Annotated in this window: 16 protein-coding genes; 4 read left to right on the top strand and 12 right to left on the bottom strand. The window is 72.2% G+C overall.

The genetic code is table 11. The features are described 5' to 3' along the window. Positions 1-21 precede the first annotated feature (21 nt). Entirely contained in the window at positions 22-384 is a 363-nt protein-coding gene (locus AC3ANM_RS18570; protein ID WP_488285892.1) for a histidine triad nucleotide-binding protein, read from the bottom strand. 70 nt (positions 385-454) lie between these two features. On the opposite strand from AC3ANM_RS18570, the gene AC3ANM_RS18565 reads away from it, so the two are divergent. Continuing rightward, the gene (locus tag AC3ANM_RS18565; RefSeq protein WP_488285891.1) at positions 455-1,012 is read left to right on the top strand and encodes a SigE family RNA polymerase sigma factor; all 558 of its coding nucleotides are present in this window, start codon (positions 455-457) and stop codon (positions 1,010-1,012) included. Then, positions 1,009-2,106: a Gmad2 immunoglobulin-like domain-containing protein gene (locus AC3ANM_RS18560; protein ID WP_488285890.1), complete on the top strand. Its 1,098-nt coding sequence runs from the start codon at positions 1,009-1,011 to the stop codon at positions 2,104-2,106. Before AC3ANM_RS18565 ends, AC3ANM_RS18560 begins: the two co-directional genes overlap by 4 nt. Before the next feature lie 18 nt (positions 2,107-2,124). Here the strand turns inward: AC3ANM_RS18560 and AC3ANM_RS18555 are convergent, their stop codons facing one another. The 3 genes from AC3ANM_RS18555 to hrcA are packed head-to-tail and all read right to left on the bottom strand — an operon-like array spanning position 2,125 to position 5,080. Continuing rightward, a complete protein-coding gene (locus AC3ANM_RS18555) occupies positions 2,125-2,868 on the bottom strand; it encodes a 16S rRNA (uracil(1498)-N(3))-methyltransferase (protein WP_488285889.1) in 744 nt (247 codons plus the stop codon). A gap of 3 nt (positions 2,869-2,871) precedes the next feature. Next, positions 2,872-3,996 (bottom strand): molecular chaperone DnaJ, encoded by a 1,125-nt coding sequence (gene dnaJ / locus AC3ANM_RS18550; protein ID WP_488285888.1) that lies wholly within the window; start codon positions 3,994-3,996, stop codon positions 2,872-2,874. Between the two features lie 52 nt (positions 3,997-4,048). Beyond that, a complete protein-coding gene (gene hrcA, locus AC3ANM_RS18545) occupies positions 4,049-5,080 on the bottom strand; it encodes a heat-inducible transcriptional repressor HrcA (RefSeq protein ID WP_488285887.1) in 1,032 nt (343 codons plus the stop codon). A 77-nt stretch (positions 5,081-5,157) separates the two neighbouring features. Between hrcA and AC3ANM_RS18540 the strand changes: the two genes are divergently transcribed. Further along, complete coding sequence (locus AC3ANM_RS18540; protein WP_488285886.1) at positions 5,158-6,042, top strand: DUF3097 domain-containing protein; 885 nt, start codon at positions 5,158-5,160, stop codon at positions 6,040-6,042. A 108-nt stretch (positions 6,043-6,150) separates the two neighbouring features. Then, on the top strand, positions 6,151-6,639 hold the full coding sequence (locus AC3ANM_RS18535; protein WP_488285885.1) for a DUF4870 domain-containing protein: 489 nt from the start codon (positions 6,151-6,153) through the stop codon (positions 6,637-6,639). 51 nt (positions 6,640-6,690) lie between these two features. On the opposite strand, the gene hemW is transcribed toward AC3ANM_RS18535, so the two are convergent. From hemW to AC3ANM_RS18495, 8 genes are all read right to left on the bottom strand, one after another. Further along, positions 6,691-7,917, bottom strand: a complete 1,227-nt coding sequence (gene hemW / locus AC3ANM_RS18530) for a radical SAM family heme chaperone HemW (protein WP_488285884.1) — start codon at positions 7,915-7,917, stop codon at positions 6,691-6,693. A 103-nt stretch (positions 7,918-8,020) separates the two neighbouring features. After that, on the bottom strand, positions 8,021-9,250 hold the full coding sequence (locus AC3ANM_RS18525) for an MFS transporter (RefSeq protein ID WP_488285883.1): 1,230 nt from the start codon (positions 9,248-9,250) through the stop codon (positions 8,021-8,023). A 141-nt stretch (positions 9,251-9,391) separates the two neighbouring features. Further along, on the bottom strand, positions 9,392-10,060 hold the full coding sequence (locus AC3ANM_RS18520) for an MOSC domain-containing protein (RefSeq protein ID WP_488285882.1): 669 nt from the start codon (positions 10,058-10,060) through the stop codon (positions 9,392-9,394). Positions 10,061-10,152: 92 nt separating this feature from the next. Beyond that, complete coding sequence (locus tag AC3ANM_RS18515) at positions 10,153-10,740, bottom strand: GNAT family N-acetyltransferase (RefSeq protein ID WP_488285881.1); 588 nt, start codon at positions 10,738-10,740, stop codon at positions 10,153-10,155. Between the two features lie 29 nt (positions 10,741-10,769). After that, positions 10,770-11,549, bottom strand: a complete 780-nt coding sequence (trmB, locus tag AC3ANM_RS18510) for a tRNA (guanosine(46)-N7)-methyltransferase TrmB (RefSeq protein ID WP_488285880.1) — start codon at positions 11,547-11,549, stop codon at positions 10,770-10,772. Between the two features lie 42 nt (positions 11,550-11,591). Continuing rightward, positions 11,592-13,439 (bottom strand): translation elongation factor 4, encoded by a 1,848-nt coding sequence (lepA, locus tag AC3ANM_RS18505; protein ID WP_488285879.1) that lies wholly within the window; start codon positions 13,437-13,439, stop codon positions 11,592-11,594. Positions 13,440-13,626: 187 nt separating this feature from the next. Beyond that, positions 13,627-14,199 carry a Clp protease N-terminal domain-containing protein gene (locus AC3ANM_RS18500; RefSeq protein WP_488285878.1) on the bottom strand — a complete coding sequence of 191 codons (573 nt, stop codon included), beginning with the start codon at positions 14,197-14,199 and terminating at the stop codon, positions 13,627-13,629. Further along, a complete protein-coding gene (locus tag AC3ANM_RS18495) occupies positions 14,199-14,444 on the bottom strand; it encodes a helix-turn-helix domain-containing protein (RefSeq protein WP_488285877.1) in 246 nt (81 codons plus the stop codon). The genes AC3ANM_RS18500 and AC3ANM_RS18495 overlap by 1 nt, the downstream gene beginning before the upstream one ends. Between the last annotated feature and the right edge of the window lie 76 nt (positions 14,445-14,520).

Below are 14,520 nucleotides of genomic sequence, written 5' to 3'. Positions count from 1 at the left end.
GCCCAGTCTACGCGTGCGCGATCAGCCGGGCGGCCAGGTCATGTCGCGCCCGCCGAGCACGTGCATGTGGGCGTGGAACACGGTCTGGTGGGCCCGGGCGCCGGTGTTGAACACGGTGCGGTAGCCCTCCCACAGCCCCTCCTGGTCCGCGACAGCACCGACCATCTCCATGACCTCGACCAGCGCCTCCGGCTTGGCGGCCGCCAGGGACGCGGCGTCGGGGTGGTGCACCTTCGGGATCACCAGGACGTGGACCGGGGCCTGCGGCTCGATGTCGCGGAACGCGAGGGCGTGGTCGTTCTCCAGCACGATGTCCGCCGGGATCTCCCGCCGGATGATCTTGCAGAACAGGCAGTCCTCGGCCAGTGCCTCCTGAGCGCTCATGCGAGCGAGACTATCGGCGCGTCAACCCTTTTCACCGCTCGCGCGTCCAGTACGCGTGAGAACGTTGACCGTGGTCGATCGAGGGGAGCGCACAGGCGTCGGCAGCGACCGGTGGGGGGCGGGCCAGGCCCTCACCGACCTGTATGCCGCGCACTGGGCCTCCCTCGTCCGCCTCGCCTGGCTGCTGGTCCACGACCAGCAGGTCGCCGAGGAGGCCGTCCAGGACGCGTTCGTCGCGATGCACGCCCGCTGGCCCCAGCTGCGCGACGAGGGCGCCGCCCTCGCCTACCTGCGCCGGTCCGTGGTCAACGCCTCCCGGTCCGTGCTGCGGCACCGGGTCGTCGCCGACCGCCACCTCGCCCATGAGGCGGCGGCGCCCACCAGCGCGTGGCGCGCCACGGACGTCAGCGCCGAGGACCGGGCCGTGGCGCGGGCCGAGGGCGACCAGCTCATCGCGGTGCTGCGCGAGCTGCCCCGCCGCCAACGGGAGGTCCTCGTGCTGCGCTACTACCTCGACCTGTCCGAGGCCCAGATCGCCGATGCGCTCGGCATCTCCCCCGGCTCGGTCAAGGCCCACGCCCACCGCGGGCTCGCCGCCCTCCGGACCCGGATGGAGGCCACGTCATGACCGATGACGAGCTCGAGCAGCGGCTGCGCCGCGCCCTGCGCGACGACGCCAACCAGATCACCCCGACCGACCAATGGGACAGGATCCACGCCATGTCTGAGCAGCAGCAGGACCACGAGGCCGGTGTCCGTCCGCGCTGGCTGGCCCCCGTCGCCGCCGCGGCGGCAGTCGCGCTCATCGCCGGCGGCGCGTTCGCCCTCACGCGGGGCGGCGGCCACCCGAGCTCCGGCCCGGCCGCCAGCGGCCCGACCACGACGGCGGCCATGACGTCCCCCGGCAGCACCGCCACTGCCACCACCACGGCCCGGCCGAGCGGCCCGTCCCAGGCCGTGGCGCCGGCGACGGTGGCCGTGACTCTGCCGGCCTACTTCGTCGGGCCGAACGGCGGCAACGGCGACCGGTGGGGCCTCTACCGCGAGTTCCTCAAGGGTCAGGTCAGGACCGGCGCCGGTGACGCCGACCGCGCCAAGGCGGCGCTGAAGCTGGCCATGAACGCCCAGCCGTTCTCCAACACCGACGGCTACCTCCAGCCGTGGTCGGGCACGACCGTCACCGCCGTCTCGGTGACCCCCTCGCAGATCCTGGTCACGCTGAGCAACAAGGGCGCCTCGGGGTTCACCAAGGAGCAGACTCGTCTCGCCGTGCAGGAGCTGGTCTGGACCGCGCAGGCCGCAGTGGGCGCCAGCACGCCGGTGCGCTTCGCCATCGCGGACGGCTCGACCTCGATGTTCGGCACCTGGCCGACCAGCAAGGCCTACGACCGCCCGCCGGCGGACCAGACCTTCGAGGACCTGGCCACGCTGTGGATCACCGCACCGGGACGCGACGCCGTGCTGCCGGCGGGGTCCGCCGTGGTGGTCAAGGGCCAGTCGTGCTCCTTCGAGGGCGCCTCGCAGTGGCAGCTCAAGAAGGGCTCGGCCGTGGTCCGGTCCGGCCACACGCAGGCCACCAGCGGCTGCCCCACCCGAGGCACGTGGGCGGTCAACCTCGGTCCGCTCGCCGCCGGGCAGTACACCTTCCGCGCCTACGAGCGCGACATGCAGAGCGGCACGACCACCGTCGGCGACACCTCCCGCACGTTCAGCGTGAAGTAGCCCCGCCCCGGGCGGCGCTCAGCGCCAGCGGCCGGCCGCGCTCAGCACCGCGAGCGCGGCCGGTCCCGCGCTCGAGGAGCGCAGCACGGACTCGCCCAGGCGCACCGGCAGCGCACCGGCCCCCTCGAAGGCGGCGAGCTCCTCAGGGCTGATGCCCCCCTCGGGTCCCACGACGAGGACGACGTCACCGGCAGCCGGGAGCTCGACCGAGGCGAGCGGCATACCGGCGTCCTCATGGAGCACGAGGGCCAGCGCGGCCCCCTCCAGGCGCGCCGCGAGCTGGCGGGTCGTCTCCAGCGGGGCCACGACGGGAGCCAGCGGCCGGCGCGACTGCTTGGTCGCGGCCCGGACCACCGACTCCCACTTGCGGTGGGACTTGGCGGCGCGGTCGCCACGCCAGACGACGATGCTGCGCCCGGCCTGCCATGGCACGACCTCGTCGACGCCGAGCTCGGTGGCCGACTCGATGGCCTGCTCGTCCCGGTCGCCCTTGGCCAGCGCCTGCACGAGCACGAACCGCGGGTCCGGGGCGGTGAGGACCTCGACCCGCTCCAGGCGCAGCGTCAGCTCGTCACGCCCGGCCGCCTCCACGACGGCGGCGGCGCGGGTGCCGGCGCCGTCGGAGAGCAGCACCGGCTCACCCACGCCGATCCGCCGGACGGTGGCGGCGTGGCGCCCCTCCGGCCCGTCGAGCAGCACGGTCGCGCCGGCCTGCGCTCCCTGCAGCTGCGCCGGCTCGACGAAGAACAGCGGCGCGGTCACCGGCTACTTGCCCAGGAAGGCGTCACGCAGCTTGCCGAGCAGCCCGTGGGAGACCGGGGCGAGCTGGCCCTCGGGACGCTCCTCCCCCCGCAGGACGGCGAGCTGGCGCAGCAGGTCCTCCTGTGCGGCGTCGAGCCTGGTCGGGGTCTGCACGTTGACGTGGACGATGAGGTCGCCGCGACCGGTGCCCCGCAGGTGGGTGACGCCGAGGCCGCGCATGGTCACGACGTCGCCGGCCTGGGTGCCGGGGCGGACCTCGAGGTCCTTCATCCCGTCGAGGGTGTCGAGCTTGAAGCTCGTGCCGAGCGCCGCGGCCGTCATCGGCAGGTCCACCGAGCAGTGCAGGTCGTCCCCACGCCGCTGGAAGGTCTCGTGGCCGGTGACGTGGATCTCGACGTAGAGGTCGCCGGCCGGGCCGGCGCCCTGACCGACCTCACCCTCACCGGCGAGCTGGATGCGCGTGCCGGTGTCCACGCCGGCGGGCACCCGGATCTTCAGGGTGCGACGGGTCCGCACGCGGCCGTCGCCGGAGCACTCGAAGCACGGGTCGGAGATGACCGTGCCGTAGCCCTGGCAGGCGGTGCACGGACGGGAGGTCATCACCTGGCCGAGGAAGGAGCGCTGGACCTGCTGCACCTCGCCGCGACCCGCGCACACGTCACAGGTGCGCGTGCCGGTGCCCGGCTGGGAGCCGTCGCCGTGGCAGGTGCCGCACTCGACGGCGGTGTCGACGGTCAGCTCGCGCTCGGCCCCGAAGACGGCCTGCGACAGGTCGATGTCCACGCGGATCAGGGCGTCCTGGCCACGACGCTTGCGCGAGCGCGGCCCGCGGGCCGCGCCCCCGGCGGCACCGCCGAAGAAGGCGTCCATGATGTCGCTGAAGGAGAAGCCCTGGCCGAATCCGCCGGCCTGGCCGCCGTAGGGGTCGGCGCCCATGTCGTAGGCGCGCTTCTTCTCCGGGTCGGAGAGGACGTCGTAGGCCTGCGAGACGCGCTTGAACTCGTCCTCGGCCTCCGGGCCGGAGTTCACGTCCGGGTGGAGCTTGCGGGCGAGGCGTCGGTAGGCGCGCTTGATCTCTTCTGCTGTCGCGTCACGGCTGACGCCGAGGTCCTGGTAGTAGTCGTTCAACGAAAGTCCTTGTCAGGATTGCGAATCAGGCTCGGGCAGGGTTGGCGGTCGGTCAGGGGGCGAGGATCTCGGAGACGTAGCGGGCCACCGCGCGCACCGAGGCCATCGTCGTGGGGTAGTCCATGCGGGTCGGGCCGAGGACGCCGAGGCCGGCGACGAGGTCACGGCCGGTGCCGTAGCCCGTGCTGACGACCGAGGTCGTCTGCAGGCCCTCGTGGGGGTTCTCGTGGCCGATGCGCACCGCGACGGTGTCGCTGTCGGCGCCCATGGTCCCGAGCAGCTTGAGCAGCACGACGTGCTCCTCCAGCGCCTCGAGCACGGGGCCGATGCTGAGCGGGAAGTCCGTGCCGAACCGGGCCAGGTTGGCCGTGCCGGCCAGCACGACCCGCTCCTCGCGCTCCTCGACGAGGGCGTCGTCCAGGGCCCGCACGACGGCGCGCACGAGGTCCCGGTGGGCCGGCTCGAACCGCTCGGGCAGGGACTGCAGCTGGCCGGCCGCCTCGGTCAGCGGCTTGCCGGCGGCCTCGGCGTTGAGCCGCGAGCGGATGTCGGCGACGAGACGCTCCCCCGTCGGGGCGACCAGGTCGTGGCTGGTCTCCAGGACCCGCTGCTCGACCCGGCCGGTGTTGGTGATGAGCACCACCATGAGGCGGTGCGCGCCGACGGGCACCAGCTCGACGTGGCGCACCGCGCTGCGGGTGAGCGAGGGGTACTGCATGACCGCGACCTGGCGGGTCAGCGTGGCCAGCAGGCGCACGGTGCGGTCGACCACGTCGTCGAGGTCGACGGCGCCCTCGAGGAACTGGGCGATGGCCGCCCGCTCCGCCGGGCTCATCGGCTTGACGGCACTGAGCTTGTCGACGAAGACCCGGTAGCCCAGGTCGGTCGGCACCCGGCCGGCGCTGGTGTGCGGGGCCGAGATCAGCCCCTCCTCCTCCAGCGCGGCCATGTCGTTGCGCACGGTGGCCGCCGACACGCCGAGCTGATGACGCTCGAGCAGGCTCTTCGAACCGACCGGCTCGGAGGTCTGCACGTAGTCCTGGACGATGGCGCGCAGCACAGCCAGGCGGCGTTCCTCACTCACAGGCTCCACCTCCTCAGGGGACGAGCAGTCGAATCTGGCACTCAAACCGGCTGAGTGCCAAGTCTACGATGCCTGCCGTGACGGATCGATACGGCGCCGATGTCCTGTCCGGAGACTGGAAGGCCCCGCGGGGTGGACGCTCCCGCGAGGTGGAAGCCGAGCACGGCCTCGTGGTGGAGGACGTCGAGACGGGGTGGTGTGGTGCCGTGGTGCGGGTGGAGAAGGCCGGCGGGGTGCACGTGGTCCACCTCGAGGACCGGCGCGGCCGCACCCGCGGCTTCAGCCTGGGCCCGGGGTTCCTCCTGGACGGCTCCCCCGTCACGTTGACCCCACCGACCACGGCAGCCCGGGAGGCCGCAGCCGCCGCGCGCGCCGCCGCCTCCCGCACGGCCAGCGGCTCCCGCGCCGTCCACGGCCTCAAGGCGCGGGTCGCCTCCGGTTCGCGGATCTTCGTCGAGGGCCGGCACGACGCCGAGCTCGTCGAGAAGGTCTGGGGCGACGACCTGCGGATCGAGGGGGTCGTCGTGGAGCTGCTCGAGGGCGTCGACGACCTCGCCGCCGCCATCCGGGACTTCGACCCCGGCCCGACCCGCCGGATGGGCGTGCTGGTGGACCACCTCGTGCCGGGGACCAAGGAGAGCCGGCTGGTGCAGGAGGCGCGGGCGCTGCGCCGCTACGCGCCCTACGTGAAGATCCTGGGCCACCCGTACGTCGACGTGTGGGAGTCCGTGCGCCCGCAACGCCTGGGGTGGCAGGCGTGGCCGGTCATCGCCCGCGGCCAGTCATGGAAGCACGGCATCACCGACGCCCTCGGGTGGCCGCACGAGACCCAGGCCGACATCGCCCACGCGTGGAAGCGGATCCTGGGCACCGTGCGGACGTATGCCGACCTCGAGCCGGCGCTGCTGGCCAGCGTGGAGGAGCTGATCGACTTCGTGACCGCACCGGGCGAGGAGGGGTAGGCCTTGCGGCTGCGCCGGCGGGCCGCAGCCGCGATGTCCTTCCGATGTCCTGCCGGGGCGCGGCGAGCGCTCCTACGATGGCGGCAGACCACCACGCCAAGGGGAGCCATGAGCGAGTCACCGCAGGACGTCCCGTCCCAGCCGCAGGGGCAGCCACACGGCCCGGGGCCGGGCCAGGCGCCATACAGCCAGGGGCCGTACGGCCAGGTGCCGCCGCAGGGCGGCCCCCAGCCTCCCACCGCGCCCTACCCCGGGTATGCCGGGCAGGCGCCCATGAGCCCGGGTGACGCGCGGATGTGGGCGCTGTTCGCCCACCTCGGCGGCACGTTCCTGTCCTTCCTCGTGCCGCTGGTGATCTACCTGGTGAACAAGGACCGTGACCCGTTCGTGCGCCGGCACTCCTCGCAGGCGCTGAACTTCCACATCACCCTGGCGATCATCTACATCGTCTCGATCCCGCTGATGTTCGTGCTGGTCGGGTTCCTCACGTTCTTCGCCGCGCTCGTCTGCGCCCTGATCTTCACGATCCAGGCCTCCGTGGCCGCCAACGACGGGCGGGACTACACCTACCCGCTGGCGATCCAGTTCGTGCACTGAGCCGGGTCAACGCCCTGAGCCCTCTGATCACCCAGAGCACCCAGAGCGCGCTCAGAGCCCGAGCAGCCGCCGCACGACGGTGTCGGCCAGCAGCCGCCCACGCCGGGTCAGCACGACCCGGCGCGGGCGCATGGCGCTGGGTCCGTCGACCAGCCCGTCGGCGATGAGCCCGGCCACGGCCTCCCGGCCCTCGGGGCGCAGGTCCTCGATCGGCAGGCCCTCCACGAGGCGCACGCCGAGCAGGACGCGCTCGTCGTAGCGCTGCTCGTCGGTGAGCAGCTCCCGCCCCGCCGCCGGGGACTGCCCGGAGGAGAGACGACCGGCAAAAGCGTTGGGGTGCTTGACGTTCCACCACCGCACGCCGCCGACGTGGCTGTGCGCGCCGGGGCCGATGCCCCACCAGTCGCCGCCGGCCCAGTAGCCCTCGTTGTGGCGGCAGCGGCCCTGCGGGCTGCGGGACCAGTTGCTGACCTCGTACCACCCGAAGCCGGCGGCGGAGAGGACCTCGTCGGCCAGCTCGTACTTGGCGGCCTCGTCGTCGTCCTCCGGCGCCGGCACCTGGCCGCGGCGGACCTGGGCGGCCAGCTTGGTGCCCTCCTCGACCACGAGCGCATAGGCAGACACGTGGTCGGGCTCCAGGGCGACGGCGGCCTCCAGGCTGGTGCGCCAGCCCTCCAGGGACTCCCCCGGCGTGCCGTAGATCAGGTCGACGCTGACCTGCAGCCCAGCCTCCTTGGCCGCAGCCACGGCCCGGGCGACGTTGGCCGGGTCGTGGGTGCGCTCGAGGGTGCGCAGCACGTGCGGCACCGCCGACTGCATGCCCAGGCTCACCCGGGTGAAGCCCCCGGCGGCCAACGTGCGCAGGGCCTCGGGCGTCACCGAGTCGGGGTTCGCCTCGGTAGTCACCTCCGCGTCGGGGGCCAGGCCCCACCGCTCCCGTATGCCGTGCAGCACCTTCACGAGGTCGCCAGGGGCCAGCATGGTGGGGGTGCCGCCGCCGACGAAGACGGTCTGCACCACGGGGGCGCGCTCGCCGAGGACCTTCGCAGCGAGGTCGAGCTCGGCGAGCGCCGCGTCGGCGTAGGTCGCCACGCTGGCGCCGTCGGCGCCGAGCTCGGTCAGCGTGTAGGTGTTGAAGTCGCAGTAGCCGCAGCGCACCGAGCAGAACGGCACGTGGACGTAGACCCCGAACGGCCCCTCCCCGAGCCGGGCGAGGGCGTGAGCCGGGAGCTCACCCGTAATCGGGGCAGGCTCCCCCAGGGGCAGGGCACTCGGCATACCGCCGATTCTCCCTCACCCGCCGAGTGGGACGGTCCTCCGGGTTTGCAGGCCCTTGGGACCCGGAGGAACGTCCCTGTCGGTGAGGTCAACGCCGGCCGGGTCAGCCGCTGTGGGTGAGCACGCCGTAGCGCTCGCGGGTGCGCAGCGCCCACGCCGAGGCGGGCACGCTGAGCGCGCCGGCGGCGATGATCACCGCGGCGAGGACGACCCAGCCCCACGCCCCGCCGTTGATGCACAACGCCACCGACAGTGACGGGGCGATGACGTTGGACAGCGAGAAGCCCATCCCGGAGAACCCTTGGTACTGCCCCTGCCGCTCGCGCGGCGCCAGGCCCATCTGGACGCCCCACTGGCCGCCGGAGCCGACCATCTCGCCGACGACGTGCACGAGCGCGCCGCCGCAGAGCAGGACCACGGCCAGCCATGCCGGCTGACCGGCGGCGAGGGCGATGAGGCCGAAGCCCGCGCCGATCCAGAGCCCCCCGGTGCGGAGCGCCCTCGACGCCGCCATGACCGTGTCGGCGCCTCGGGACAGGCGCACCTGGAAGATCGCGACCATCACGGTGTTGATCATCAGGGTCACCGCCACGAGCGACTTCGGCGCGTGCGTGGAGTGCGCGATCCACAGCGGCACCGCGACCTCGATGATGACGAAGTGCATCGCGAAGATGCCGGTGAGCGCCGTCATCACGACGAAGGGGATGTCCCGCAGCACCTGCAGCCGCGGCTCGCCCTTCGCGCGCAGCGCGGCCTTCTCCAGGTGCGGCAGCCGGGCCACCGCGAAGGAGTTGACGATGCAGGTCAGGCTGTTGAACGCGAACACGGCCAGGTAGGCCCACGGCTTGTCGATCGTCAGGGCCAGCCCGCCGAGCGCCCCACCGACCGAGATGCCGACGTTGGTGACCGCCCGCAGGTAGGCCTTGAACCGCACGCCCTGGCCGCCCTCGGCGACGCGCGCGATGATCCCGTTGCGCACTGCCCCGGCGCCGCGGTCGAAGAACGCCTCGAACATCATCACGCCGGTCAGCGCCCAGATGTTGTGGGTCAGCAGGAGGCCGAGCGAGACGACACCGGTCGCCAGGGTCAGCCAGCGCAGCAGCTCGCGCGGCCCCTTGACGTCACCGAGGTGCCCGATCGGCACCTGCACGAAAAGCGCCACGACGGCGGCGGCACTCAGCGCCAGGCCGACCTGCGCGGCCGGGATGTGCACGATGCGCGTGAAGTAGAGGGCGAACGTCGTGGTGATGGCACCGTTGCCCATCGTGTTGACCAGGGTCGCCCCAGCCAGGATGCGCAGGTTGGGATCGACGGGGATCCCCTTGTGTGTCAACGGTTTCACTGCTGTTGTCCCCTGCACCCCGACCCCGCTCACAGCGCCTCGTCCCCTGTCGCTCGATTTATCTTGATATCAAGATATCTGAGGGCGAACCGCATCTCCACCCCTTTGCGCAACCCCGGTATGCCGGGTCGCTCAGTCCGAGGGCACGCCCCGATACTGCCGGGCTGCCACACGCTCGGCGTGCCACCGCATCGCGTCGGCGAGGTCGAGCTCGCCGGCGTCCGCGGCGTCGAGCAGAGCCTGCATCGCCGCCGGCGCGTCCCTGTCGAACGCGTCGAGGACGGTGGCCCCATGGGCAGGACGGCGGACCATCGCGACGGGCATGCCGGCCTCGAGCACTCCGGGACGCACGACGCGCAGGTAGGCGCCGGGAGCACCGTGCAGCGTGAACCGCTTGACCCAGCGGTCCTCCCCCATCCGGCGCTGGAAGGTGGCACAGGGGATGCGCGGCATGGTGACCTCGACGAGGACGGCTTCCTCGCCCTCGCCGATGCGCCACTGCTCGCCGATCAGGGCGTGGGTGATGTCGAGGCCCTGCGTCGTGAGGTTCTCCCCGAACAGACCCGGCCCCACCTCGCGGCCGAGCTCGGAGGACCAGGCCCGCGCATCCTCTGCGGCGTAGGCATAGAGCGCCTTGTCAGGGCCGCCGTGGTGCCTGGTGTCCATCTGCCGGTCGCCCGCCAGGCCCAGCGGCCCGACCCCGACCGGTCCGGCGACCGGTCGCTTGTCGATGGCCGTCTGCCCGCCCTTCGGGCTGGGCAGGAGCCCGTGGACGCGGTTGACCGTCAGCAGGGTGGGCATGGCGCCCAGTCTCCCGCCGCCGACCGACAACCGGCCACCCGTTTCCCACCCGTCCACATCGGGTCTCGGGGACCCTGGAGCGCTGGACCGGTTCAGTCGCGCGTGCTCGGGGGCACCTCGCGCACCATCACGCAGTTGCCCTGACCCTTGGGCCGGTCGTAGGTGAAGCCCTCGCGCTCGTACATCGCGCGGGTGCCGTTGTAGAGGAACGAGGAGTTCTTCTTCCGGACCCCGCCGGTGTCGTGGGGGTAGCCCTCGACCAAGCCGCCGCCGGCCCGCGCGATCAGCTCGACCGCTCCGCGCAGGGCGATCGCAGCCAGGCCCTGACCGCGCAGGCCGCGCTCGACCAGGATGCAGGTGACCCGGTAGTCGGGCAGTCGCTCGGCCGTGGCCAGGTACTCCTTGCGGTGATGGATGCTGGGCAGCTCCTCGGGCGTCCCGTACTCCGCCCAGGCGACGGCCCGGTCGCCGTCGTAGACCAGCGCCGCGTGTGCGACCCCGTCAGCCACCAGACGTTGCTTGAGCGTCCGGTTGCCCTCTGCGGTCACGCCCTTCTCCGCGCAGTCGGGATGGAAGTGCGTGCACCAGCAGCTGGCGAACATGCCCTTGTTCCGCTCGACGAGGGCGGCGAAGTCGTCGAACGTCTCCGGCGTGAGCGCCTTGATCGTGAAGTCGGACATGCCGGCAACGTACCCGGATTGGGCGGACCTCAGGCGCGTTCGAGGCAGAGGTCGAAGACCGTCCGGCCCACGGCGAGGCCCTTGCGCTCGAAGCGCGTCATCACCCGGTCCTCGAAGCGCGGCGCGAAGCCGCCGCGCGGGTCGTCCGCGGAGGCGAGCTGCCCGGCATACCGGTTGGTGAAGTGCGGCGAGGCCTCGGCGACGTCGCGCATCTGCACGGCGTAGTCGGCCCAGTCCGTCGCCAGACGCCAGATCCCTTGCGGCGCAAGGCATCCAGCGATGCTGTCGGCGAGCTCCGGGGTGACCAGCCGGCGCTTGAGGTGGCGGCTCTTGGGCCACGGGTCGGGGAAGAACACCCACACCTGCTCGACCGAGCCGGGCTCGAGCATGCTGCCGAGGACGTCGACGGCGTCGGCCTGGACGACGCGGACGTTGGCCAGGCCGAGCGCCCCGACCTTGGCCAAGGTCTGGGCGATGCCGGGCCGGTAGACCTCCACGGCGAGGAAGTCCGCATCGGGCCGCGCGGCCGCCGCGTGCACCACCGCGTCGCCGGCGCCCGAGCCGACCTCGACCACCAGTGGTGCGAGGCGCCCGAAGGCCCCCTCCTGGTCGAGCCGGAAGGTCGGCTCGACCGAGGTGTGCGCCTCGGCCCGCGGCACGTCGAGCACGAAGTCACCGCTGTAGCGGTCCCACGCACCCTGGTGGCGCAGGTTGAGCCGGCCGTCGAGGCGGGTGAAGGAGGTGGTGCGGCGCCGGAAGGGCTCGGCCTCGAACCCGTCCGGCGCCGTCACGGGGGCAGCGTCGCTCATCGCAGGGTGGTCACGGCAGGTCGGCCAGAGCAGCCGGCAGGGCTACTTCTTGCCCTTGTCGGGCTGGACCGCCTCGTTGGACAGCGCGGCGATGAAGGCCTCCTGCGGCACCTCGACGCGGCCGACCATCTTCATCCGCTTCTTGCCTTCCTTCTGCTTCTCGAGCAGCTTGCGCTTGCGGGTGATGTCACCGCCGTAGCACTTGGCGAGCACGTCCTTGCGGATGGCGCGGATGGTCTCGCGGGCGATGATCCGGGCGCCGATAGCGGCCTGGATCGGCACCTCGAACTGCTGCCGCGGGATCAGCTCGCGCAGCTTGCCCGCCATCATCACGCCGTAGGCGTAGGCCTTGTCCTTGTGCACGATCGCGCTGAAGGCGTCGACCTGCTCGCCCTGGAGCAGGATGTCGACCTTGACCAGGTCAGCCTCCTGGTCCCCGTCGGGCTCGTAGTCCAGCGAGGCGTAGCCGCGGGTCTTGGACTTCAGCTGGTCGAAGAAGTCGAAGACGATCTCGGCCAGCGGGAGCGTGTAGCGCATCTCGACGCGCTCCTCGGACAGGTAGTCCATGCCGCGCAGGGTGCCGCGCCGTTGCTGGCACAGCTCCATGATCGCGCCGATGAACTCGCTCGGCGCCAGCACCGTGGCCCGCACGACCGGCTCGCGCACCGAGGCGATCTTGCCGTCGGGGAACTCGCTGGGGTTGGTGACGACGACCTCCTTGCGGTCGTCCAGCGTCACGTCGTAGACCACGTTGGGCAGCGTCGAGATGAGGTCGAGGTCGAACTCGCGCTCGAGCCGCTCGCGCACGATCTCCAGGTGGAGCATGCCGAGGAAGCCGACGCGGAAGCCGAAGCCCAGCGCCGCCGACGTCTCGGGCTCGTAGACCAGCGCCGCGTCGTTGAGCTTGAGCTTGTCGAGGGCGTCGCGCAGGTCGGGGTAGTCCGAGCCGTCGATCGGGTAGAGGCCGGAGAAGACCATCGGCTTGGGGTCGCGGTAGCCCCCGAGGGACTCCGCGGCGGGCTTCGCGGCGTTGGTGACGGTGTCACCGACCCGGCTCTGGCGCACGTCCTTCACACCGGTGATGAGGTAGCCGACCTCGCCGACGCCGAGGCCCTTGGACGGCATCGGCTCGGGCGAGATGACGCCGATCTCGAGCAGCTCGTGCGTGGCCCGGGTCGACATCATCGAGATCTTCTCGCGCGGGTTGAGGTTGCCGTCGACCACGCGCACGTAGGTGACGACGCCGCGGTAGGTGTCGTAGACCGAGTCGAAGATCATGGCGCGGGCCGGCGCGTCGGCGTCGCCCACGGGTGCCGGCAGCTGCTTGACGATCTGGTCCAGCAGCGGCTCGACGCCCATGCCGGTCTTGCCGGAGACCTTGAGGCAGTCCTCGGGCTCGCAGCCGATCAGCCCGGCGAGCTCCTCGGCGTACTTCTCCGGCTGGGCGGCCGGCAGGTCGATCTTGTTCAGGACCGGGATGATCGTGAGGTCGTTCTCCATGGCCAGGTAGAGGTTCGCCAGGGTCTGCGCCTCGATGCCCTGCGCGGCGTCGACGAGCAGCACGGCACCCTCACACGCGGCCAGCGAGCGTGACACCTCGTAGGTGAAGTCGACGTGGCCGGGCGTGTCGATCATGTTCAGGCAGAAGGTCTCGCCCTCGACCTCCCACGGCATCCGCACGGCCTGGGACTTGATCGTGATGCCCCGCTCGCGCTCGATGTCCATGCGGTCGAGGTACTGCGCGCGCATCGCCCGCTCGTCCACGACGCCGGTGATCTGCAGCATGCGGTCGGCCAGCGTCGACTTGCCGTGGTCGATGTGCGCGATGATGCAGAAGTTCCGGATGAGGTCCGGCGGCGTCGCGTGGGGCTGCAGCGCGGTGCGGGCCATGGGTGACACGGTGGGGCTTACCTCATCTGCCTAGGGAACGAACGGCTCAGTCTTTCATGCCGCGCACCCCGCGCGGACCAGACCGCCGCGGTATGCCGTGCCACCCACCTCCCAGCCTGTCCGGCGCTGTGCGCAGGTTGTGGTCGCCGGGACCCGTCCCGGGCGACCGCAAGCTGCGCACAGGGGCTCAGCCGGTGGCGCGCAGGGCCTCCACGACCGCGGTGCGAACCTCCCGCTGGCGCAGGCCGAGCTCGGCGAGCGCATCGGCCGCGGGCCCCCGGTCGAGCCGCATCAGCCCGAGCAGCAGGTGCTCCGTGCCGATCCAGCCGTGCTTGAGGGAGATGGCCTCGCGCACCGCGAGCTCCAGGACCTTGCGCGCGTCCGGTGCGAACGGCCTGCGCCCCCGCCGGCCGGGTCGCCCCAGCTCCTCGGCAGGGATCGGGTCACCCAGCCCACCACCCAGGTTGCTCTGAACCGAGCGGAGCACCTCGTCGAGGTCGATGCCGATGGCCCGCAGCGCCGCGGCGTCGGACTCGGCCAGGCCGCTCGGCCGAGCCTCGCGACGCGCCTCGACGGCCAGCCGCACGGCTTCGGGCCCGGCGCCCAGCCCCGTCATCACCCGGACCGCGAGGCAGTCGGGGTCGCGCACCAGCGCCAGCAGGAGGTGCTCCGGATGGATCTCCGCTCGACGGTCGGCGCGTGCCTCCTCCAGCGCCTGGGCGACGACCTGACGGGCCCGCTTCGTGAACCGCTCGAACATCACGCCTCCCGATCCGTGCGTCCGCCGAGAATGCCCCGGCGAGCGGAGTGCTTCTTGTGGACGGCCTGCCGGCTCACGCCGAGGACATCCGCGATCTCCTGCCACGACCAGCCCTGCGAGCGGGCACTGGCCACCTGGGTGGCCTCGAGCTGCTCCAGCAGCCGGCGCAGCGCCGCCACGGCCCGCAGCCCGGTCCGGGGGTCCCCGGCGGCTGCGGCGGTGGCCAGCTTCGTTGCTTCCGACATGCCGTCAACATAAGTTGACAGTCGCCACGTGTCAACCATCGTTGACACGCTGTGCCGAGGAACGTGACGCTCTGCC

Source organism: Oryzihumus sp. JJN4-3R (genome assembly GCF_057747915.1).
Note: the sequence above shows the minus strand (reverse complement) of the source record. Positions and strands in the feature narration are given on the sequence as shown.

Excerpts from the sequence above, each read along its gene's own strand:
- AC3ANM_RS18535 (WP_488285885.1), top strand. The coding sequence starts at position 6,151 with ATGAGCGAGTCACCGCAGGACGTCCCGTCCCAGCCGCAGGGGCAGCCA.
- AC3ANM_RS18570 (WP_488285892.1), bottom strand. The coding sequence starts at position 384 with ATGAGCGCTCAGGAGGCACTGGCCGAGGACTGCCTGTTCTGCAAGATC.
- AC3ANM_RS18495 (WP_488285877.1), bottom strand. The coding sequence starts at position 14,444 with ATGTCGGAAGCAACGAAGCTGGCCACCGCCGCAGCCGCCGGGGACCCC.
- trmB (WP_488285880.1), bottom strand. The coding sequence starts at position 11,549 with ATGAGCGACGCTGCCCCCGTGACGGCGCCGGACGGGTTCGAGGCCGAG.
- hemW (WP_488285884.1), bottom strand. The coding sequence starts at position 7,917 with ATGCCGAGTGCCCTGCCCCTGGGGGAGCCTGCCCCGATTACGGGTGAG.
- AC3ANM_RS18515 (WP_488285881.1), bottom strand. The coding sequence starts at position 10,740 with ATGTCCGACTTCACGATCAAGGCGCTCACGCCGGAGACGTTCGACGAC.
- AC3ANM_RS18560 (WP_488285890.1), top strand. The coding sequence starts at position 1,009 with ATGACCGATGACGAGCTCGAGCAGCGGCTGCGCCGCGCCCTGCGCGAC.
- AC3ANM_RS18520 (WP_488285882.1), bottom strand. The coding sequence starts at position 10,060 with ATGCCCACCCTGCTGACGGTCAACCGCGTCCACGGGCTCCTGCCCAGC.
- lepA (WP_488285879.1), bottom strand. The coding sequence starts at position 13,439 with ATGGCCCGCACCGCGCTGCAGCCCCACGCGACGCCGCCGGACCTCATC.
- AC3ANM_RS18500 (WP_488285878.1), bottom strand. The coding sequence starts at position 14,199 with ATGTTCGAGCGGTTCACGAAGCGGGCCCGTCAGGTCGTCGCCCAGGCG.